Origin of the sequence: Streptomyces sp. 7N604 (assembly GCF_052245475.1) — a bacterium.
GTDB lineage: Bacteria > Actinomycetota > Actinomycetes > Streptomycetales > Streptomycetaceae > Streptomyces.
The window spans coordinates 30,168-50,316 of the sequence record NZ_JBQQBX010000020.1; the positions used below are offsets into that span (position 1 = coordinate 30,168).

Below are 20,149 nucleotides of genomic sequence, written 5' to 3' on the forward strand. Positions count from 1 at the left end.
AGTCCCTCACTTCCGCGGTGCGTAGTTGGTCGCCTCGACGGGGACCTCCAGCTTGATCGGCTCCGACCGGGCGAAGTGGAGTTCCAGGGACACCTTCTCGCCCTTCTCCGGCTTGTGCCTGAGCTTCATGAACATCAGGTGGCTGCCGCCGCGCTCGAGTTCGAGATCGCCGCCCGCCGGGATCTCGAAGGAGTTCACCTCCCGCATCGTCGTGCCGACGGTCCTGTGCATCGTCACGTCGTCGGAGAAGTCGCTGGTGACCGAGGTGAGCCGGTCACCGGCCGAACCGCTGTTCCTGACGACCAGATAGCCGCTCGCCACCTCGTCCGTCACCGGCTGCGGCACGTACGCGCCCTCCACCTCGAGCTCGGCGCGCGAGCCCGATCCCGATGCGGAACCGGCCGAGCAACCGGCGAGGGCGAGACCGGCCGTGAGCGCCAGCGCCCCGGCGACGGCAACGGTCCTCACCTGGCTCACGGCGTACGCCCCTTGGCGATCTTCGGCAGGTCCTTGCGGTAGTCCTCGGCGGTGGCGTCCTTGCTGTAGAGGACGTGTGCCTTGTCGTCCTTCGGGAGGAAGGCGAGGACCTGGGTGCCGTGCGAGGAGATCCAGGTGCCGTCCTTCTGCTTCTTCGGCTTGTCCAGATAGATGCCGACGCTGCGGGCGCCCGCCTGGATGGTGTCGAAGTCGCCGGTGAGCCCGATGAAGGCCGGGTTCTGCGCCTTCAGCCACTCACCGAGCTTCTCCGGGCTGTCGTGCTGCGGGTCGGAGGTGACGAAGACGACCCGCAGCTCCTTCCGCTCGGCCTCCGGCAGCTTCCGCATGGCGATGTCGATGTTGCTCATCGTGAACGGGCAGGCGTCGGGGCAGTTGGTGTAGCCGAAGTAGAGCAGGGTCGGGTGGCCCTTGGTCTCCTCGAGCAGGTCGTACTTCTCGCCCTTGGTGTCCTTGAGGACGAGGTCGGGCTTGTCGAAGGGCCGCTCGAGGACGGTCGCGGCCTTGTGCGCGGTCGCGGAGTCCGCGGCGGCGGGTTCGCTGCCGCCGTCGTCGCCTCCGCACGCGGAGAGGGTCAGTGCCGCCGCCGCGGCGAACGCCGCGGCGAACACGCTGGTTTTACGCATGGATGGCTGTCCCTGGGGGGTGGTGGGTTCGGTTACGGACCGTGGCTCGGGCGCGGGCCGGGCGCCCGGGGCCGGCTGACCGGCCCGGGCGCCCGGATCACGCTCCCGGATCAGGCCGAGCGTCGGCGGCCGGCGATGACACCGAAGGCGACGCCCGCCGCGCCGATGACGATGCCCAGAACACCGAGCACGCGCGCGGTGGTGTCGCTGCCGTCGCCCGCGGCGGCTTCGTCCGCCTCGGAGCCGCCGGACGCGCCGTGCTCGTCCGAAGACTGCTCCTGCCCGGACTTGGCGTTCTCCGAGCCGCCGTGGCTGTGCCCGGTCGCCCCGTCCGCGGGCGCGGTGAGCTTGAGGACCGGCGCCGGGCTCTCCGGCTCCTCGCCGCCCTCCTTCGGCGCCTCGATCCAGCGCACGACCTCGTTGTCGTCGTACGTCTGGAGGGCCTTGAACACCAACTGGTCCGCGTCCTCCGGCAGCTGGCCGACGGACAGCGGGAACTGCTGGAAGGTGCCCGGCTCGATCTTGCCGTCGTCCTTCGCGGTCCACGTGACCTTGGTGACGGCCTCGGTGATCTTCTCGCCGTGCATCTCGAGCGGCTTGTCGAGCTTGGACTTGGTGACCTTCACGTCCCAGCCCGGCACCGGCTGCGGCATGACCGAGGCCAGCGGGTGGTCGGTCGGGAGGTTGACCTCGAGCTTCACGGTCGAGGCGCTGTCGCGCTCGTTCGGGACCTTGAAGGCGATGGTGCTGTAGCCGCCCTTCTCGGCCTCGCCGGGCTGCACGGTGACGTGGGCGAAGGCCGGTCCTGCCAGCAGCAGGACGGTTCCGGCGGCGACGCCGCCGACGAGGGGGAGACGGGAGGAGATACGAGAGGAGAACCGAGAAATGGTCATGGTCGGGGACACTCCACGGCAGATGAGTCGGATGGGATGGCGCGCGTGCGGCCGCTGCCGACGCGAGCACTTCCGACGGGATGTCCCGGTTCGTCCGGGCTGGTTCCGGTGGTTGTGCTGGGCCGCGTCTAGGCCGCGAGGCCGAAGCGCGGCGGCCCCCGCCGACTGACGGAGTGCTCCAGGACCGGGGATTGCGGCCCGGTCTTGCCGTGTTCGTACGCGTGAGGGCCGCGCAGCAGGGCAGCGGGCGCTCCGGGCAACCCGGCCCGCAGGGCGCGTACGAGTGTGAGCGCGGCGCGCAACGCCCGTACGAGTGCTCCTTCGGCGACCCCCTCGGCGACCCCTTCCGCGACACCGCGCGCCGACAGCCGTACGAGCCGGAACAGCGCGGCCTCGCCCCGCCTCAGCAGCAGGCCGAGCACGACCGCGGCGAGCAGGTGCCCGAGCAGCATCGGCAGCGAGGGCAGTGCGAGATCGGCGAACGGGGGGACGGGGACGGGCGAGGACGCGACGGCGGCGTCCAGCGCGCCGGATGTCTGGGCAGCGGCCGCATGGGCGGCCGTATGCGCGCCGGCCGCGTGATCGCCAACGCCCGCCGCATGGAGGTCCGCCGCATCACGGCCCGCCCCATGAAGGCCCGCTCCATGGACGCCCGCCGCATGCAGATCTGCCGCCTGGGTGCCGACCCCGTGGGTCCCGTGGGGCAGTCGTCCAGACGGCGCGATGCCGGACGCGGTGACGATCCACCGGGCCTCGGCGAGGGTCAGCCGCGGGGGCACGCCGTTGCCGCCGCACACCAGCCGGACCGCGAGAGCGATCAGCGCATCCGAGGACCGGCCCGCCCGGGGCGCCTGCGTTGCGGCCACGGTGTGCTGCCCGAGCCCGAACAGCGCATGCAGCCCGAGCTGCGCGACCGCGAGCCCCGCGGAGATCCCCGGGAGCGAGCGCTCCCGCCCGGCCAGCGGCGCGGCGGCCGCGAACACCGCGAGGAATCCGGTGGCGAGCGTCCACAGCGGGACCCCGGCGCACGACGCAAGCAAGTGCCCGGCCGCGGACAGCACGACGCAGACCGCGGCGAACAGCGCGGCCCTCAGCAGTCGCAGATCGGCGCCGGCGCGAGGGCCCGACGGGAAGGACGCGCTGCCCTGTGGGGGGCGGTTGCCGGCTGACGGGTGGGCGGACATAGCCGCGCCATCATCCCATCGCGCCCACCCGCTTCATACGGCAGGGGTCTTGGTTCAGGAGGCGCAGCAGCTCACGGGTCCGCGTCGCTCACCCCGCTTTACACCGACGGCAGGAGACCGCGCATCCGCCGAATGAGCGTAGTCACATGAATCCCGCGCTTATGTGCGGGCATGGGCGGCAATACGTAACGGTATGTCGAGCCGCAGCCAGGAGGCTGGAGCATGAGCATCTGGTGGTCTCTCCATCTGCGGCGCGAAGCTGCGAGCGTGCCGCTCGCCAGACGGCTGCTCCTCGGCACGATGGACGCGGCGGGGGTCGATCCTGACATTTCCTACGATCTCTCGCTTGCGCTCACTGAGGCGTGTGCGAACGCCGTGGAGCACGGCGGGGACGCGTCACCGGAAGGCTCGTCCGGGGCGTACCGCGTAACCGCCTTTCTGGACGGCGACAAGTGCCGTATCGAGGTGACCGATTCGGGCCCCGGCTTTCCGCTGGGCCGGGTGCTGCACGGCACGTCCCTGCGCGCGCCGCTCCCGCCGCCCGCCCCCGCGGACCCGCACCGTGAACACGGCCGCGGACTGTGGCTGATCGAGGCACTCGCCGACCACGTCGACTTCCGCAACCGGCCGGGCCGGGGCGCGGTGGTGAGCTTCGACAAGATCCTCAAGTGGCGCGAGGACGCGCTGCTGAAGGCCTCCTGAGCGGTGTCTTCCGACGCCTTCTGATACTTCGGACACCTTTGGACGCCTTCAGCAGCATGGCGCGTTCCGCTCAGCCCTTCAGGCGGGCCATCCAGGACTCGACCTCGTCGGCAGCGCGCGGCAGCGCGGCCGAGAGGTTCCGGTTGCCGTTCTCGGTGACGAGGATGTCGTCCTCGATCCGGACGCCGATGCCGCGGTACTCCTCCGGCACCGTCAGATCGTCCGCCTGGAAGTACAGGCCCGGTTCGACGGTGAGGACCATGCCCGGCTCCAGCACGCCGTCCACGTACGTCTCGGTACGGGCGACCGCGCAGTCGTGCACGTCCAGCCCGAGCATGTGGCCCGTGCCGTGCAGCGTCCAGCGGCGCTGCAGGCCGAGCTCGAGCACCCGCTCCACCGGGCCTTCCACCAGGCCCCACTCCACGAGCTTCCCGGCGAGCACGCGCTGCGCCGCGTCATGGAAGTCGCGGTACTTCGCGCCCGGCCTGACCGCCGCGATGCCCGCCTCCTGCGCCTGGTACACCGCGTCGTAGATCTTGCGCTGCAGCTCGCTGAACCGCCCGTTGATCGGCAGGGTGCGGGTGACGTCGGCGGTGTAGAGGGTGTGGGTCTCCACGCCGGCGTCGAGGAGCAGCAGTTCGCCCGCGCGGACCGGTCCGTCGTTGCGCACCCAGTGCAGGGTGGTGGCGTGCGGGCCCGCGGCGCAGATGGAGCCGTAGCCGACGTCGTTGCCTTCGACGCGGGCGCGCAGGAAGAACGTTCCCTCGATGTACCGCTCGGAGGTGGCCTCGGCCTTGTCGAGGACCTTCACCACGTCCTCGAAGCCGCGGACGGTGGAGTCGACGGCCGCCTGCAGCTGGCCGATCTCGTAGGCGTCCTTGACCAGGCGCAGCTCGCTGAGGAAGACCCGCAGCTCCTCGTCGCGGTCGGCGTCCAGCTTGTCCGCCAGCGCCTCTTCGAGCCCGGCGTCGTGGCCGCGGACGATGCGGACCGGGCCGTCCAGGGCCGTCAGCTCCTCTGCGACCTTGCGGACGTCCCTGCTGGGCAGGCCGAGCAGCTGCCCGGCCTCGGCGAGGCTGTGCCGTCGGCCCACCCACAGCTCACCCTGGCCGTCGAGCCAGAACTCGCCGTTCTCGCGGTTGGAGCGGGGCAGCAGGTAGAGGGTGGCGTCGTGGCCTTCGCCCGACGGCTCCAGGACCAGGACCCCGTCCTCGGTCTGGTCGCCGGTCAGGTGCACATACTCCGTCGCGGCGCGGAAGCTGTACTCGGTGTCGTTCGACCGCGTCTTGAGGTTGCCCGCGGGGATGACCAGGCGCTCGCCGGGGAATCGGGCGGAGAGCGCGGCGCGGCGGCGTGCGGCGTGCGGTGCCTGCTCGACCGGCCGCAGGTCGCGCAGCTCGGTGTCGGCCCAGCCGCTCTTCATGTTCTCGGCAAGCTCGTCGGAGACGCCTGGGTAGAGGCTGTTCTTCCGCTGCTTGATCGGCTCGTCGCCTTCGGGGTTCTCGGGCGCGGGCTGGTCGGTCACGGCTTCCTCCTCGCGTGGAATCCCCACCATGGTATGGGCGGAGGGACGGCCACCGGTGAGCCTGTGGATAACCTCGCCACGCCTCCTCACGCCTCGTCGAAGCGGGCGGCGAGGAGCACCACGTCCTCCGGGTCGTCCACCGCGTCGAGACCGTCGGGCAGGACGGTGTGCAGCACGTGGTCGGCGATCGCGCCCGGGTCGTCGCGTACGGCCGCGGGCACGCTCGCCGCTGCCGCCTGCAGCCGCGCGAAGGCCCGGTCCATCGGCTCGCCGGTACGGTGCAGCAGCCCGTCGCTGTAGAGGAGCAGGGTCTCGCCGGGCGCCGCGTCGAACTCGACGCTCGGAGCCTCCCAGCAGGAGAGCATCCCGAGCGGCGCGGACAGCGAGGTCTCCACGAACTCGGTGCGCCGCTCGCCGATGATCAGCGGTGGGCAGTGCCCGGCCCCGGCCAGCACGAACTGCCTTCCCTGGGCTCCGCCAGAGGTGACCGCGGCGGGCTCGCAGTACACGAACAGCGCCGTGGCAGAGCGGGCCGGCTCGGTCAGCCGCAGCAGCAGTTCGAGGTCGGACAGCACGGCGACCGGGTCCTCGCCTTCCATCACCGCGTACGCCCGCAGCGAGGCGCGCAGCCGTCCCATGGCGGCCACGGCGCTCGGCCCGGAGCCGGTGACGCTGCCGATGGCGAGGCCGAGCGCGCCCTCGGGCAGCGGCAGCGCGTCGTACCAGTCGCCGCCGCCGCGCGGGCCCGTGCGGTGCCGTACGGCGAGGCGCGCTCCGGGGATGCGCGGCAGCCGGCTGGGGAGCAGCTCCTCGCGGAGGGTGTCGGCGGTGGCGCGGGCGCGGGTCAGTTCGAGCTGGCGGGCCAGGTGCTCGGTGGCGTAATCGGTGTAGAGGCCGACGAGGTGGCGCTGTCGTTCGACGGGCTCGGTCGGCTCGTCGTAGAGCCAGACGGCGGCGCCCAGGCGGCCCGCGGCCGCGGTCGCGAGGGGAATCGCGTAGCTGGCGGCGTAGCCGAGGCGGGCGGCGACCTCGCGCTGGCGGGGATCGAGATCGGGCTCGTTGCGAAGATCGGGGTGGGCGACTTCGGTGCGGGCGCCCTCTGCTCCGCCGGACTTCTCCGGGAGCCCGTCGAGGATCCGGCCATAGGAGGCCGCGCTGCGCGGGATGGTCTCGATGGTGCCGAGCTCGGCGGGGCCGAGGCCGAGGCCGACCGTGGTCTCGGGGCCCTGGCCGTCGGCGGGCTCGAGGACGATCATGCCGCGCTGCGCGCCGACGAGGGCGGCTCCGGCGCGCAGCAGTTCGTGCAGCGCCTCATCGAGCGTGCCGGTGCGGGCGAGGCGCTCGGTGAGCTCGTGCAGGGTGGTGAGATCGGAGATCCAGCCGGCGAGGCGGTCCTGGACGGCGGCGAGCTGATCGACGGGGCTGACGTCCTGGGCGGTGGGGGCTGCGCTCTCGGACTGGGGCCGTTCGGATGGGGAGGTGGGGGCGGGATTGTGCGCTGGCGAGGGAAGTGCTGGATCGATTCCAGCCACTTTCGGCAGATGGCGGGAACTCATGGTCTGCAGCTTCCGGTCCTGGCCCGCGACAACACCGGCCACGGAACAATATCCACCTCAGCGAGTGCGCTATATGTCCGGAATAGCGGCGTTTTGTCGACTGGCGTCGCGTAAATGCACCAGCCTTGCATTCCTCGCAATAGCATCGCAAACCCCCATGTCATGCTGCGCCGCTATCAATGCCTCCACATCTACACGTAGGCCTGGGGCGTGTCCAGCACTGTGCCGACGGGCTTGTTGGTGTCTGTGATGATGACAAGTTGGCTGAAAAAAAGCCCTGGTCTCGCTCATTTGCGGTCGACTGGACGCATTCCACAACGCGTCACCTCCACCGTGGTGGGTACGTACTCGGAGAAGGGCAGGGGCAGTTGGGGGCGCCCCGGAACCTCGCGGCGGCCTCGAGCGTCCTACTCGGCAACGGCGCCCGTCCCCGAATGGCGTGGGGGTTCCCCTGCCGAAGGCAAGGGAAACGGTTCGGGACGGCAAGCGCCATGCGGCGCCACCCCTCGCCATGTCCCACGCTCGGCCCGCGACGTGATGCGCTGAGTTGAACGCGCAGTGACTAATGATCCACATGGTGTGAGCGAACTGAACTGAACGTGTTCGCGGAGCGCCACGTACTGCCATGCAGTCGATCGGGTACTCGATCGATACGGAGATCGGTGCACCAGAAAGATCCGGTACATCCGGTAGCAGTACATGAACCGGTACAGCGTGTGTGAGGACGCGATGGATGCTCTCCCTGCCTCCCGCAGGGGGAACCCCACCCTCGGCGTTTAGCGGAAAGGAACGAGCGCTCATGCGCGAGATCCTCGGAAGGCGACGCAGGTTCCTGCCCGGTCGTAGGCGCGGCGGGAAGCCGGCCATGCTCGCTGCGGCGCTCACCTGCGCCACCGAGTGGCATTGGCCAGTGCTCCCAGGCGTGGGGCTCCAGTCCGGCGGCAGCGGCGCGCGCGGTTGCAGCTGTCCGCACCCGGACTGCGTGGTTCCGGGCGCGCACCCCTTCGACCCCGGACTTCTGGCGGCGACGACCGACGCCCGCATGGTGCGGTGGTGGTGGGAGAACCGCCCGACCGCCCCCATCGTGCTGGCCACCGGCGGCCGCGCGCCCTGCGCGCTCAGCCTGCCCGCGGTCGCGGCGGCGCTGGCCCTCGCCGAGCTCGACCGGATGGGCGTCCGGCTCGGGCCCGTCGTGGCGACCCCGACCCGCTGGTCGATCCTGGTGGCGCCCTACTCCCTCGAAGTGCTGGGCGAGCTGCTGCACCGGCAGGACTGGGTGCCCAGCTCGCTGCGCTTCCACGGCGAAGGCGGCTACCTGGTGCTCCCGCCGTCGGCGACCGGCGCCGGACTCGTCCGCTGGGAGCGGGCGCCGCTGCCCGGGTCGGCGGCGCCGTGGCTGCCGGACGTCGAAGCGGTCGTGGACGCGCTGGTCGAGGCGAGCACGAGCGCGCCCGGCGGGGGAAGCCGCCTCGCGTACTGAGCCGGTCGTACGGGACCGGTGCGGATCTGTACGGGAGCCGCACCGGTCCCTACGGGCCCAGCCGGACCCGTACCAGATCCGTGCCGGACCATACGGGGACCGGGATTTCGCGTCGGGCGGTCCCGAACTCCCCGTCGGCCGTGGCCGCGAGGCGCGTTCACTCGTACGGGTATGAGCGGGCCGGAGATATACGGGAAACGGCCCCGGGCGCCTGGAGAACCCCGCTCTGCCCTATATGTTCGGCCTGCCGTCAAGCATTCTCAGCGAGTTGCAGGTGGGTCCTCATGGAGCGGGCGTCCAATGCGCACGGGTCGAACGTCCGCACCGCCGCGCTCGCGGGCGCGGCGGTCCTCGCCCTCGTACTGCCGCTGGCCGCTGCCACAGCAGGCCCTGCGGGACGGGGCAGCGACCGTGGCGACAGGACTGAGGCGCCGCCTGCCGCGCCGTCCATCTCGGTTTCCGCCGCACCGGCCGAGAACGCCGAGGACGCCGAGAACGCCCAGGACGCCGACGGCAGGGCGGTTGGCGGCGCGGGGAGGGGCGGCTCCACCGTCGCGGCCCGTGGCGCGTCCGCTCTGCTGCCGGACCTCGGCCTCACCGGCACCTCCCGCTGCGGTCCCGAACTCACCTCGCCTGAAGGGGTCGAGGCCCAGACCTGCGTCCTGCGCGAGGGCCGCGACACGTGGGGGCGCACGTACTACCGCAACGCGACCGGGCGCACGCTGCAGGCAGTCCTGAGCCTGATGCGCCCCGACGGCAGGACCGTGCAGGTGTACTGCACCCTCGAGGCGAAGGACGACCCGGGGGCGTGCGAGACGCCGCGTGCGCCGGGGTGGGGAGCCGGTGCAACTCCCACCGGGCAACGGGCGGCTGAGCCTGGGGAGACGGCTGGGGACGCTGCTGAGCGCACGACAGAGCGGGGCGAGGGTGAGAGCCAGGCGTACGGGGCAGCGGCGTACGGGGCTGTGGCGGAGATCGCGGCAGCGGACTCGGACCGGCTGTTGCTGCGCTCGGGGAGCAACTCCCCTTACAGCTGAGCGGGTTGACCTGCGGACTCTGGCACCGCGCCAGGGCATCGCACCCGGGCATAGAGACGCCCGGTCGCTGGCGACGGGGGATGCACCAGCGACCGGGCTTCTAGAACGGTAACAAGAGATCCGCCGTTCGCAAATTCGATCGCGGATTTCCGGACGCCGATTTACCGTTCAGTAGGGGTAGATGTGACAGGAGTCACGTCCAGGCGCCCCGAGCGCGGGCCGCCCCGGTTCAACTCAGCGTCACCTGCCGGTTGGTGAGCCCCCCGCGCGCCCGCCGCTCCTCGGCGGTCAGCGGCGCGTCGGAGGACAGCGCCTCGGTGAGCCGCTGGGCGAACTCCTGCGCCGGCTTCTCCACGTCTTCCGCGCCCACCGAGCTCGGCAGGTCCCACACCGGCACCATGAGCCCGTGGGCCCGGAACGAGCCGACGAGACGGGTCCCCTCGCCGAGCGACGACGTCCCCGCGGCGTGCAGCCGCGCGAGGGCGTCGAGCAGCTTCTCCTCGGAGTGCGGCATGACCCAGCGCAGATGGTTCTTGTCCGGGGTCCGGCACCAGTACGCCGCCTCGACGCCGGAGAGCCGGGCGGTGGGGATCGCGGCCTCGTTGGCCCGCTCCAGGGAGGCGGCGACCTCGGGCGTGGTGTTCGCGGCGTCCTCCAGCCAGAACTCGAAGCCGCTGTGCACGACCGGCGTGAACGGGGCCGCCGGGTCGAGCAGATCCTGCAGGCGCGGGCTGTCGGCGGGGACGCGCTCGGCGGCCACGGGGGTGCCCGGCGCGGCCTCGAGCGCCCGCCGCAGCACGTCCGCGAGGTCGCGGCTGATGTCGCCGGAGGCGGTGTCGTTCTGCAGGCCGAGCATCACGGCGCCGTTGTCGCGGCGCAGTGCGGGCCACGCCATCGGCAGCACGGTCGCCAGCGTGACCGACGGGACGTCCTCGGGCAGCCCGCCCTTGAGGCCCAGCTCCACGGTCGCGGCGGGTACGAGCTCCCGCAGGGCGACCCAGTCGCACTCGCCCGGCAGGCCTTCGAGCGGGCGCTGCACGAGCTCGGTCACGGCGTGCGCGGCGGCCCGCCCGTGACATGCCTTGTAGCGGCGGCCGGAACCGCAGGGGCAGGGCTCGCGTGCGCCGACGACCGGAATGTCTCCATCGGAAACCTGGGTGGCAGAGCTCTTCCCGGAAGTCTTGGCCTTCGTCTGAGGGCGCTTCTTGGCCATGGCGTGGGTTTCTCCGTTACGGCGGTGTGTCCTGGCCGCCGAGCCTAGCCCTTCGCTGTGGTCTGCGACGCGCTCCTCCGAACGCGCCTGCCGCCCCGGGTCTCCGGCCGGGTCTCCGGATGAGGTCGGGCCTCCGCCCTGGGCCGGGTTTCTGGCCGCGGTCGCGCCCTGGTCGAGACCGGGCCTCTGGGCGCGGTCGCTCAGTCCACGTCGTTGAAGAGGTCGGCAACGTCCAGCGCGGGGACCCCCACGCGCGTAGAAATGCTCTGGCGCCGCGGCGCCGGGGCGAGGACGGCCCACACGGTGACCTCGCCCGCCGCGTCGTCCCGTACGCCCCAGTCCTGGGCGAGTGCCGTGATGATGTTGAGCCCGCGGCCGCCGCGGGCCGTCACCGAGGGAGTGGCCGGAAGTGGTCGGGTCGGACCCCCGCCGTCCGTCACCTCGACGGTCAGCCGGCCGAATTCGTCCACGCGCCAGGCGGCGCGCACCGCGTCGGGCCCGTCGCCGTTCGTCCCCGTGTGCAGCGGACGACCGTGCCGACATGCGTTGCTGAGGAGTTCGGAGAGGACCAGGACAGCGTCATCGACCACAGAATCCGGCAGTCCGCTTATCCGGAGCCCCTCGCGCATCCTGCGCCGCGCCGCACCCACGCCCGCTGGGCCATGGGGCACGGCCATGATCGACGAAGTCGGCACCTCCTGTGCCACCACCAACGCCACCCCCGAGACCTCCTTTGCCCCACGCCACGGGAACGATGCCCCCTTGGACTGGACCGGAAACCGGCCAACCGCGATCCCGTGGCGCACTCGCAACGATCGAATACGTACCGAACGCGCCGGTGCACTCCCTGTAAGGGGAAGGGGGCTGCGGCGGGCTTCTCCACCTGATCCGCCGGGCACGCCCTATGCGCGGCCGAGCAGGGACAGCACCTGCCGGGGGCGGTTGGTGATCACGGCGTCCACGCCGAGGCGCTCGCAGAGTTCCACGTCAGCCGGGGAGTCGACGGTCCAGACGTGGACACGGTGGCCCGCCCGGTGGGCGCGGTCGACGTAGCCGGGGTGGTTCCTCAGGATCCGGATGCCCGGCCCGGCGATCCGGGTGCCGGCCGGAAGCCGGCCGTCGCGGTAGCGGGGCGAGAGGAACTGCATCAGATAGACGGTCGGAATGTCCGGCGCCCCGAAGTTCACGCGGTGCAGCGAGCGCGCCGAGAAGCTCATGACCCGTACGGCCGAGGGCTCGCCCGCGGGCGGGGTGTCGAGCCCGAAGCGGCGCAGCAGCTCCAGCAGCCTCTCCTCGACCTGGCCCGCCCAGCGGGTCGGGTGCTTGGTCTCGATGGCGAGCTCCACGCGGCGGCCGGCGTCCGTGACGAGTTCGAGGAGCCGCTCGAGGGTGAGGACGGAGGTGCTGTCCCCGCGCGCGGTCTCGTCCCGCTCCGGGGACTCGTCCGTGTTCTTGGTGCCCTTCCAGGAGCCGAAGTCGAGCGCGGCGAGGTCCGAGAGCTCCATGGCGGACACGGAGCCCCGGCCGTTCGAGACGCGGTTGACCCGCCAGTCGTGGACACAGACGAGATGCCCGTCGGCGGTGAGCCGTACGTCGCACTCGAGGGCGTCGGCGCCGTCCTCGATGGCTTTGCGGTACGCAGCCAGCGTGTGCTCCGGGGCGTCCTCGGACGCACCGCGGTGGGCGACCACGGAGATCGTGTGCGGCCCCGGACGGAGGTCGCGGGCCGGGTGCGCATAGGTCATCGCGTTATGGTGCCACCGCCGGGCGGGGCGACGCTCGTACGGCCGCGGCTCGCGCGCCAGCGGATGCGTCCGTTTCGTCCGGGATAAAGGATGGCGGTCCATACCACGGTCACTGCTTACGGTGCTCTGACGCCCTGTGGGAAATGCTGGCGACGAGAGTGGGTTACGTGGGCCGTGACCGATGAATACTGACGTAACCGTCGCGACAGAGCGACTGACGTGCACCTGAGGAGAAAGCTGTGAGCACCGAGAACGAGGGCGCCGCCGTTCCGCCTGGGGTGGAGCCGCCGTCGGCGCCCGAGACGCCGGTCGCCGGGCCCGCGTCCGCGTCCGGCGCACCGACCGCAGACTCCGCGCGCCGTGCCGAGCCGGCGCGGCCGCCCGCGCCGCCCGCTCAGGGACACGCGCGCGTGGAGGCGGACACGGACTATGCGCTGCCGGCGCCGGAGGAGCGGACAGCGCAGCTTCCCACGGTGGGTGCAGGGGGCGGCCGCTCCGACAGCCGCTCCGACGGTGGCTCCGACGGTGGCTTCGACGGCGGGTCCGCCGCCCGTACGGCCGAATTCGCCGAGTACCCGGCGTACGGCGCACGGTCCGCGCATGGCACACCCCCGGGTCAGGAGCCGCAGCAGCCTTCGGGGCCCCACTCGGAACACCCCGGTCAGCCTGGTGCGGCGGGTCAGCCCGGTGCACATGGTCAGCCCGGTGCGCCTGGTCAGCCGGGTCAGGCATACGGGTCTCCGGGGGCCGCGAGCCCGGCCGGGGGTGCCGGCTGGCCGCCCCCGCCACCGCCCGGTAGCGGCTGGGGCAGTGGCCCTGCCCCCGACCCCGTACCGCCGCCGCCCGGCGGCTCGCCGCGCAAGCGGACCGGTATGGTCGTCGCGGCCGTACTCACCGCCGCGCTGGTCGCGGGCGGCGTCGGCGGCGGTATCGGCTACCTGGCCGCCGACCGTGGCGACAGCACCGGCTCGACCACCGTCTCCGCGTCCGGCGACCCCGAGGTGCTCAACCGCTCGCCCAAGTCCGTCTCCGGCATAGCGCAGCGGGCGCTCCCCAGCGTCGTCACGCTCGATGCGCAGGGCAGCCAGGGCGAGGGCGGCACGGGCACCGGCTTCGTCTACGACAAGCAGGGCCACATCCTCACCAACAACCACGTGGTGGCCTCCGCGGCCGACGGCGGCAAGCTGACCGCGACCTTCTCCAACGGCAAGAAGTACGACGCCGAGGTGGTGGGCCGCGCCCAGGGCTACGACGTGGCCGTACTCAGGCTCAAGAACGCATCGGACGCGAAGCTGAACCCGCTGCCGCTCGGCGACTCGGAGAAGAAGGTCGCGGTCGGCGACGCCACGATCGCGATCGGCGCGCCCTTCGGCCTGGCCGGCACGGTCACGACGGGCATCATCAGCGCCAAGAACCGCCCCGTCGCCTCCAGTGACGGCGGCAGCAGCAACGCCTCGTACATGAGCGCCCTCCAGACGGATGCCTCGATCAACCCGGGCAACTCCGGCGGCCCGCTCCTCAACGCCCAGGGCGCGGTCATCGGCATCAACTCCGCCATTCAGTCGGCGGGCAACGGGCTCGGCGGCGAGGCACAGCAGTCCGGCAGCATCGGCCTCGGCTTCGCCATCCCGATCAACCAGGCGAAGCGCGTCGCCGAGACCCTGATCAGGACCAGCGAGCCGGTCTACCCGGTGATCGGCGTCCAGGTGGACATGCGCGAACAGGGCGAAGGCGCCCGTATCTCCCAGACCGGGAACGGCGGCTCCGAGGCGGTCACCCCGGGCGGCCCGGCCGACAAGGCGGGCCTGAAGCCCGGTGACGTCATCACCAAGCTCGACGACACGGTCATCGACAGCGGCCCGACCCTGATCAGCACGATCTGGACCCACCAGCCGGGCGACCAGGTCAAGCTCACGTACGAGCGCGACGGCAAGACGTCAACGGTGGACGTCACCCTGGGCTCCCGCAAGGGCGACAGCTAACCGCTGGGCTGACCCTGCGTCGCCCCAGGTGGGCGACGCGGGGAGGGTTGCCCGATGGTCCAGGTCCCTCGACGAACGGGCCAGGACCACACGTACAGTGACGCACGCGCGGCCCCAAAAAGTTCGGACGGCGATGTCGAGAACCCGTGGTCGGCTCCGTCCCCGAGGTGAACGCGACCACAATGGGTCGCACCAGCACCGAGGAGAAACACCATGGCCAAGTACTTGCTGCTCAAGCACTACCGCGGAGCCCCGGCTGCAGTGAACGACGTGCCCATGGACCAGTGGACGGTGGAGGAGATCTCGGCCCACGTGCAGTACATGCGCGACTTCGCGGCCCGCCTCGAAGGGACCGGCGAGTTCGTCGACGGTCAGGCGCTCGCCCCCGAGGGGGCGTGGGTCCGGTACGACGGCGAGGGGCGCCCGCCGGTGACCGACGGCCCGTTCGCCGAGACCAAGGACCTCATCGCCGGCTGGATGGTGATCGACGTCGACAGCTACGAGCGCGCCATCGAGCTGGCCGGGGAGCTGTCGGCCGCCCCGGGGGCGGGCGGGAAGCCGATCCACGAGTGGCTCGAGGTGCGCCCGTTCCTGGCCGCGCCACCCACCATCACGGACTGTCATCGATGAACGAGGCCCTGCTCCGGAGCCTCACGCCGAGCGTGCTCGGGATCCTCGTCCGCCGCGGAGCCGACTTCGCGGCGGCCGAGGATGCCGTGCAGGACGCGCTGGTCGAGGCGGTCCGCGTCTGGCCGGCCGACCCGCCGCGGGACCCGAAGGGCTGGCTGGTCACCGTGGCCTGGCGCCGGTTCCTCGACGCGACCCGGGCGGACGCCGCCCGCCGCCGGCGTGAGGACCGCCTCGACGAGGAGCCGGCGCCCGGGACCGCGCCCGCGGTCGACGACACGCTCCAGCTCTACTTCCTGTGCGCCCACCCCTCGCTGACGCCGTCGTCCGCGGTCGCGCTCACGCTGCGCGCCGTCGGCGGGCTGACCACCCGCCAGATCGCCCAGGCCTACCTGGTGCCCGAGGCGACCATGGCGCAGCGCATCAGCCGGGCCAAGCGCACCGTCTCCGGCGTGCGGTTCGACCAGCCCGGCGATGTCGCCACCGTGCTGCGCGTCCTCTACTTGGTCTTCAACGAGGGCTACTCCGGCGACGTCGACCTCGCCGCCGAAGCCATCCGGCTCACCCGGCAGCTCGCGGCCGCGATCGACCACCCCGAGGTGGCGGGGCTGCTCGCCCTCATGCTGCTCCACCACGCCCGGCGCACGGCCCGCACCGCGCCCGACGGCAGCCTGGTGCCGCTCGCCGAGCAGGACCGCGGCCGATGGGACACTAAGTCGATCGCCGAGGGCGTCGAGATCCTGCAGGCGGCCCTCGCCCGCGACCGGCTGGGCGAGTTCCAGGCCCAGGCCGCCATCGCTGCACTCCACGCTGACGCACCCACCGCCGAGGAGACTGACTGGGTGCAGATCGTCGAGTGGTACGACGAGCTCACGCGCCTGACCGACAGCCCGGTCGTCCGGCTCAACCGCGCGGTGGCCGTCGGCGAGGCCGACGGACCGCGCGCCGGCCTGGCGGCGCTCGCAGCGCTGGACGACTCCTCCCCAAGCTCTTCGAGCAGGGGATACCCCATACCCCGCCACGCCGCGGTGGCGGCGTACCTCCACGAGCGCGACGGCGACCTGGCGACGGCGGCACGGCTGTACGCCGAGGCGGCCCAAAAGGCACCCAACCTCGCCGAGCGCGACCACCTGACGCGCCAGGCCGCCCGGCTCAACGCCCGCCGGTGCCGCTGACGGGTCGCGCCGACACCCTGTACGACTTGGCGGGCTGCGGATGAGGGCGCAGGGGCCGGTGGTGGAGACGGCAGCACCACCAACGGGGACTGCGGCGGCCTCTTTGGAGGCAAAGCCAGCGAGCCTTGCCCGAGCTCCAGTCCGAGTTCAAATCCGAGCCCCAGCGAGTCGAGCGACAACGGCGGCCTCTTCGGCGGCCCATCCGGCTAGACCAGCACCACTATTTTTCGTCCTTTCGCTGCTATGACGTGCGGAGATCTCGTTGGTAAGCGTTCGCGGACACATTGGGTCACTCAAGGTGACGCGATGCTGCCTTTTTGCCCGGGGTCCGGTCTGGCCCGGATGGGCCCCAGTTCCGGAGTCTGTGGACCAGGAGTGGACCTACCGCCCGAGCGAGGGGCCCGCGGCCGGTAGGCTGTACCCGCTCCGCCGCAGGTAGGCGGGGCAAGGGGAGGGTTGCCCGAGCGGCCTAAGGGAACGGTCTTGAAAACCGTCGTGGTGGCGACACCACCGTGGGTTCAAATCCCACACCCTCCGCAGATGCATGGCCCCTGACCAGGCAATTCGGTCGGGGGCCGTTCTCCTGTGCGCTGTCCGTCAGCCACCGTGGTTCCCGTCGGTTCCCGGTCCATCGGGCACGGCAGGGGCACGGGCCTTCTGATCCGTGGGCGTGGAGCTGCGCAGTGGACAGGTTGCCGACGCGGCCGGGGTGAACATCCAGACCCTGCGCTACTACGAGCGGCGTGGGCTGCTTCCCGCACCGGAGCGCAGCCCCGGTGGTCACTGCCTGATCCGCGCCCGCCTCGGGCTACCAAGGCATTGGCGGCATCCCGAGCGGTCAGGACTCCGAAGAGGTAGCCACCAGCTGTTATCCGGGGCTGACGCGCCCTCGCCAGCCGCCGGTTTCGCGACCGCGCTGTTCGATGTACTCCTTGAAGCGCCGCATGTCGCCCTTGACGCGCCGGTCGATCACGCCGACCGCGGACGCGGTCTTCTCCGCCACCCCGGTCGGTTCGACGTCCATCACGAGCTCCACGCGGGTGTGCGTGTCATCCAGGCGCTGGAAGTGGACCATGCCCATCTGCTTGGTGTCGCCGCTGGTGGTGCGCCAGGCGATCCGTTCGTCAGGGAGCTGGTCGACGATCTCGGTGTCGAATTCCCGCCGTACGCCACCGACCTTCGTGGTCCAGTGGTTATGGGTGTCGTCGAGCTGGGTCACCTCCTCGACCCCCTCCATGAAGTTCGGGAAGTCCTCGAACTGCGTCCACTGGTTGTAGGCGGTGTGGACTGGAACCTCGACCTCCACCGATTCCTTCACCGTGCTCATGACTGCACTTCCTTTCCGTGTCCATCGTGTCGGCAGCGGTTCTGCCGCACATGGTCGGCCAGGTGCGGCGGGTACCCCTGATTGCCCGGATTACGACCCGCGGGCCGTTCCCCGACCACTCGAACAGCGAGAGAACCTGCGCCCGGCAGCGGCCCTGCCGCACCAGGGCGCACCGGTCCGCGGCTACCGCGCGTGGCGGTGGCCTGAGAGGTGTCAGTCAGCGCGAGGCCAGAGGCGCCTCCGGCGGGCCCCCGACGTCCGGTCGCGGGAGCGCCCATCTCTTCAGGTCAGAGCAGCGGTGACGTCCGAAAGCCGCTCGGTTTTTGAAAACTGTCGTGGTGGCGACACCACCGTGGGTTCAGCACGTGGTCGCGGACCCGCGGCCCGTCCGGTCGAACCGCCGTCGTGGCGATGACTCCGATCGGGCGCCGATCCCGCACCATGCATTCGACGGTCGCGACGCCGCCGATGAGTTCATCCGGCTCCCGAGGTCCAACTAGACGCAGAAGTCAACGACTACCTGTCCTGGAGGAGCATCATGAGGAAGATCACTGCCGGCCTGTTCATCTCGCTCGACGGGGTCGTGGAGGCACCCGACCAGTGGCACTTCCCGTACTTCAACGACGAGATGGGCGCCGCCGTCGACGCGACCCTCGGCGCGGCCGACACTCTCCTCTTCGGTCGCAAAACCTACGACAGCTTCGCCGGGGCGTGGCCGGAGCGGGAGGCGGCCGGCGGCGAGGATGCCGACTTCGCCAAGACGCTCGGCGATGCCCGCAAGATCGTCGTGTCGAACCAGGAGCTCGAGTTCACCTGGCGCAACTCCGAGCAACTCGAGGGCGATCTCGTGGACGCCGTTACCGCCTTGAAGAACGAGCCGGGCGGGAACATCGCCCTGAGCGGCTCGGTCTCGGTCGTCCGCCAACTGCTGGCCGCCGGACTGCTGGACGAGTTGCATCTGCTGGTGCACCCGATCGCCGTTCGCAAGGGCATGCGGTTGTTCGACGAGGGCGAAACCCCGATCCCACTGAAGCTGATCTCGTCCGAGACGTTCCGGACCGGCGTTCTGAACCTGGTCTACGCCCCGGCCCAGTCGACCGGCAGCGCCACCTACGACGACGCCAAGATCCACCTGCCCCAGTCCGAGCAGTAGCAACGTCGTGTTGACGGCACCCCGGTGCTCGATTGCTGAGCAGCTCGGTGGGGCCGGCCGCAGCTGATCGTCTTCACTGCCGCGCAGCTGGTCGCGCTCCGGACGCGCCGCGCCCACCCCCCTCCGCTCAGACGGCATAAGGGCAGGTGAGAGGGGGTGTCCGGAGCTTCCGGACACCCCCTCTGTCTCGATCTCTGTCTCGAACTGTCCCGGAACGCCGAGGCCTCGCGCTGCGCTACGTACGGCCGGGCGACCGGTGGCCGGATCAGTGCTGTTGCCCGTCGGTTTCCGGGCCCCTGCTCCGGTCCGGTGTCCGGGTCAGTCCTGCTGGGCACCCGAGGGCAGGCTGCGCAGCTGCATCGTCGACGCCGTGCTGGTGCCGAAGCCGTAGTCCAGCAGCTTCGCGGCGTCGTTGTAGCGGTCCGTGCCGTTCAGGACAACGCCGATGAGGGTCTTGTCGCCGCGTGTGGCGGCGAAGACGAGGCAGGGGCCGGCGGTGGAGCCGGTGCCGGTCTTGATGCCGATGGCGCCGCTGTAGGAGCCGAGCAGCTTGTTGGTGTTGTACCAGGTGTACGTGCGCGTGCCGCCCGTGCTCGTCGTCGCGTAGCGCACGGTCTTCTGCGTCTTGACGACCGTACGGAACGTCGAGTACTTCATGGCGCTCCGACCGAGCTTGGCCAGGTCGCGCGGGGTGGTGTAGTTGTTCCCGGTCGTCGATATGCCGTCGAACGAGTCGAAGCGGGTGTTGGTCATGCCCAGGTCGGCGGCCTTCTTGTTCATCTTGCTGATGAACGACTGCACCCGCGCGGACCGGGTGGTACCGGTGCCGAAGGTGTCGGCGAGGGCGTACGCGGCGTCACAGCCCGAGGGCAGCATCAGCGCGTACAGCAGCTGGCGGACCGTCACGCGGTCGCCCGTCCTGAGGTCCGCGGTGCTCGCGCCGTTGGCGGCCACATAGTCGCGGTAGGTCTGACTGACGGTGACCTTGCGGTCGAGGTCGAGATTGGTCTGGCTGAGGACCACACGGGCGGTCATGATCTTCGTCGTGCTGGCCATCGGCCGCTTGGTGTCGGCGTACTTGCTGTACCGCGTGGCGCCGGTCGCATTGTCCAGCAGGAAGGCGCCCTTGGCGCTCACCGTGGGCGCGGTGGCCGCCTGCGCGGGCGCGGCCATGGGGGAGATTGTCAGGACAGCACCCGCGGTAAGGACCACAGCCGCGGTCTTGCGCATGCGCGTGGTCGCACCAGTTTTGCGTACGCCCGTCCGTTGCCGTACGCGTATGCCCTTGTTGAGGGTTATCAAGTCGAACGCTCCGATATCAGCCTGAAGCGGCGGAAAGACTTCAATCGCAGGCGCTGAAGTGCGCTGCTGCCTCACAGACGCAGGAGACGGGGCAATGGATGTACGGCTGCGGTGTGATTTTGGTCCC

The 20,149-nt window shown here is 71.1% G+C and carries 18 protein-coding genes, 1 tRNA gene and 1 pseudogene; 9 read left to right on the forward strand and 11 right to left on the reverse strand.

Going from position 1 to position 20,149, the window contains the following annotated elements; genetic code table 11:
* Nucleotides 1-6: 6 nt before the first annotated feature.
* From ACTWP8_RS22165 to ACTWP8_RS22180, 4 genes are all read right to left on the reverse strand, one after another.
* On the reverse strand, nucleotides 7-477 hold the full coding sequence (locus ACTWP8_RS22165) for a copper chaperone PCu(A)C (RefSeq protein ID WP_443323909.1): 471 nt from the start codon (nucleotides 475-477) through the stop codon (nucleotides 7-9).
* Nucleotides 474-1,121, reverse strand: a complete 648-nt coding sequence (locus tag ACTWP8_RS22170) for an SCO family protein (RefSeq protein ID WP_443323910.1) — start codon at nucleotides 1,119-1,121, stop codon at nucleotides 474-476. Before ACTWP8_RS22170 ends, ACTWP8_RS22165 begins: the two co-directional genes overlap by 4 nt.
* A gap of 110 nt (nucleotides 1,122-1,231) precedes the next feature.
* Nucleotides 1,232-2,014 carry a YcnI family copper-binding membrane protein gene (locus tag ACTWP8_RS22175; RefSeq protein WP_443323911.1) on the reverse strand — a complete coding sequence of 261 codons (783 nt, stop codon included), beginning with the start codon at nucleotides 2,012-2,014 and terminating at the stop codon, nucleotides 1,232-1,234.
* Between the two features lie 128 nt (nucleotides 2,015-2,142).
* Nucleotides 2,143-3,198 (reverse strand): hypothetical protein, encoded by a 1,056-nt coding sequence (locus ACTWP8_RS22180; RefSeq protein WP_443323912.1) that lies wholly within the window; start codon nucleotides 3,196-3,198, stop codon nucleotides 2,143-2,145.
* Nucleotides 3,199-3,420: 222 nt separating this feature from the next.
* On the opposite strand from ACTWP8_RS22180, the gene ACTWP8_RS22185 reads away from it, so the two are divergent.
* A complete protein-coding gene (locus ACTWP8_RS22185) occupies nucleotides 3,421-3,900 on the forward strand; it encodes an ATP-binding protein (protein WP_443323913.1) in 480 nt (159 codons plus the stop codon).
* A gap of 70 nt (nucleotides 3,901-3,970) precedes the next feature.
* Here the strand turns inward: ACTWP8_RS22185 and ACTWP8_RS22190 are convergent, their stop codons facing one another.
* Nucleotides 3,971-5,455, reverse strand: coding sequence for an aminopeptidase P family protein (locus ACTWP8_RS22190; protein WP_443323914.1), 1,485 nt, complete (start codon nucleotides 5,453-5,455; stop codon nucleotides 3,971-3,973).
* A gap of 56 nt (nucleotides 5,456-5,511) precedes the next feature.
* Nucleotides 5,512-6,981 (reverse strand): PP2C family protein-serine/threonine phosphatase, encoded by a 1,470-nt coding sequence (locus ACTWP8_RS22195; protein WP_443324016.1) that lies wholly within the window; start codon nucleotides 6,979-6,981, stop codon nucleotides 5,512-5,514.
* A gap of 799 nt (nucleotides 6,982-7,780) precedes the next feature.
* Here ACTWP8_RS22195 and ACTWP8_RS22200 point away from each other — a divergent pair.
* Both ACTWP8_RS22200 and ACTWP8_RS22205 read left to right on the forward strand, forming a co-directional pair.
* Complete coding sequence (locus tag ACTWP8_RS22200; protein WP_443323915.1) at nucleotides 7,781-8,461, forward strand: bifunctional DNA primase/polymerase; 681 nt, start codon at nucleotides 7,781-7,783, stop codon at nucleotides 8,459-8,461.
* Between the two features lie 284 nt (nucleotides 8,462-8,745).
* Nucleotides 8,746-9,498, forward strand: coding sequence for a hypothetical protein (locus ACTWP8_RS22205; RefSeq protein WP_443323916.1), 753 nt, complete (start codon nucleotides 8,746-8,748; stop codon nucleotides 9,496-9,498).
* Nucleotides 9,499-9,727: 229 nt separating this feature from the next.
* On the opposite strand, the gene ACTWP8_RS22210 is transcribed toward ACTWP8_RS22205, so the two are convergent.
* The 3 genes from ACTWP8_RS22210 to ACTWP8_RS22220 form a co-directional block, all read right to left on the reverse strand.
* Nucleotides 9,728-10,711, reverse strand: a complete 984-nt coding sequence (locus ACTWP8_RS22210) for a DUF5926 family protein (RefSeq protein WP_443323917.1) — start codon at nucleotides 10,709-10,711, stop codon at nucleotides 9,728-9,730.
* A gap of 200 nt (nucleotides 10,712-10,911) precedes the next feature.
* Nucleotides 10,912-11,517, reverse strand: coding sequence for an ATP-binding protein (locus tag ACTWP8_RS22215; RefSeq protein ID WP_443323918.1), 606 nt, complete (start codon nucleotides 11,515-11,517; stop codon nucleotides 10,912-10,914).
* A 96-nt stretch (nucleotides 11,518-11,613) separates the two neighbouring features.
* Nucleotides 11,614-12,456 carry a glycerophosphodiester phosphodiesterase gene (locus tag ACTWP8_RS22220; RefSeq protein WP_443323919.1) on the reverse strand — a complete coding sequence of 281 codons (843 nt, stop codon included), beginning with the start codon at nucleotides 12,454-12,456 and terminating at the stop codon, nucleotides 11,614-11,616.
* Between the two features lie 239 nt (nucleotides 12,457-12,695).
* Between ACTWP8_RS22220 and ACTWP8_RS22225 the strand changes: the two genes are divergently transcribed.
* The 5 genes and pseudogenes from ACTWP8_RS22225 to ACTWP8_RS22245 all read left to right on the forward strand — a co-directional run.
* Nucleotides 12,696-14,438, forward strand: a complete 1,743-nt coding sequence (locus ACTWP8_RS22225; RefSeq protein WP_443323920.1) for a trypsin-like peptidase domain-containing protein — start codon at nucleotides 12,696-12,698, stop codon at nucleotides 14,436-14,438.
* 213 nt (nucleotides 14,439-14,651) lie between these two features.
* Entirely contained in the window at nucleotides 14,652-15,068 is a 417-nt protein-coding gene (locus ACTWP8_RS22230; protein ID WP_443323921.1) for a YciI family protein, read from the forward strand.
* Nucleotides 15,065-16,240, forward strand: coding sequence for an RNA polymerase sigma factor (locus ACTWP8_RS22235; RefSeq protein WP_443323922.1), 1,176 nt, complete (start codon nucleotides 15,065-15,067; stop codon nucleotides 16,238-16,240). Before ACTWP8_RS22230 ends, ACTWP8_RS22235 begins: the two co-directional genes overlap by 4 nt.
* A 450-nt stretch (nucleotides 16,241-16,690) precedes the next feature.
* A tRNA-Ser gene (locus tag ACTWP8_RS22240) sits at nucleotides 16,691-16,777 on the forward strand.
* Between the two features lie 133 nt (nucleotides 16,778-16,910).
* Nucleotides 16,911-17,012, forward strand: a pseudogene (locus ACTWP8_RS22245) (MerR family DNA-binding transcriptional regulator); the annotation flags it as partial.
* A 96-nt stretch (nucleotides 17,013-17,108) separates the two neighbouring features.
* Here ACTWP8_RS22245 and ACTWP8_RS22250 read toward each other — a convergent pair.
* Nucleotides 17,109-17,567, reverse strand: a complete 459-nt coding sequence (locus tag ACTWP8_RS22250; protein WP_443323923.1) for an SRPBCC family protein — start codon at nucleotides 17,565-17,567, stop codon at nucleotides 17,109-17,111.
* Nucleotides 17,568-18,105: 538 nt separating this feature from the next.
* Here ACTWP8_RS22250 and ACTWP8_RS22255 point away from each other — a divergent pair.
* Nucleotides 18,106-18,720 carry a dihydrofolate reductase family protein gene (locus tag ACTWP8_RS22255; RefSeq protein WP_443323924.1) on the forward strand — a complete coding sequence of 205 codons (615 nt, stop codon included), beginning with the start codon at nucleotides 18,106-18,108 and terminating at the stop codon, nucleotides 18,718-18,720.
* Between the two features lie 318 nt (nucleotides 18,721-19,038).
* Here ACTWP8_RS22255 and ACTWP8_RS22260 read toward each other — a convergent pair whose 3' ends face one another.
* Nucleotides 19,039-19,950 (reverse strand): D-alanyl-D-alanine carboxypeptidase family protein, encoded by a 912-nt coding sequence (locus ACTWP8_RS22260; RefSeq protein ID WP_443323925.1) that lies wholly within the window; start codon nucleotides 19,948-19,950, stop codon nucleotides 19,039-19,041.
* Nucleotides 19,951-20,149: the final 199 nt, after the last annotated feature.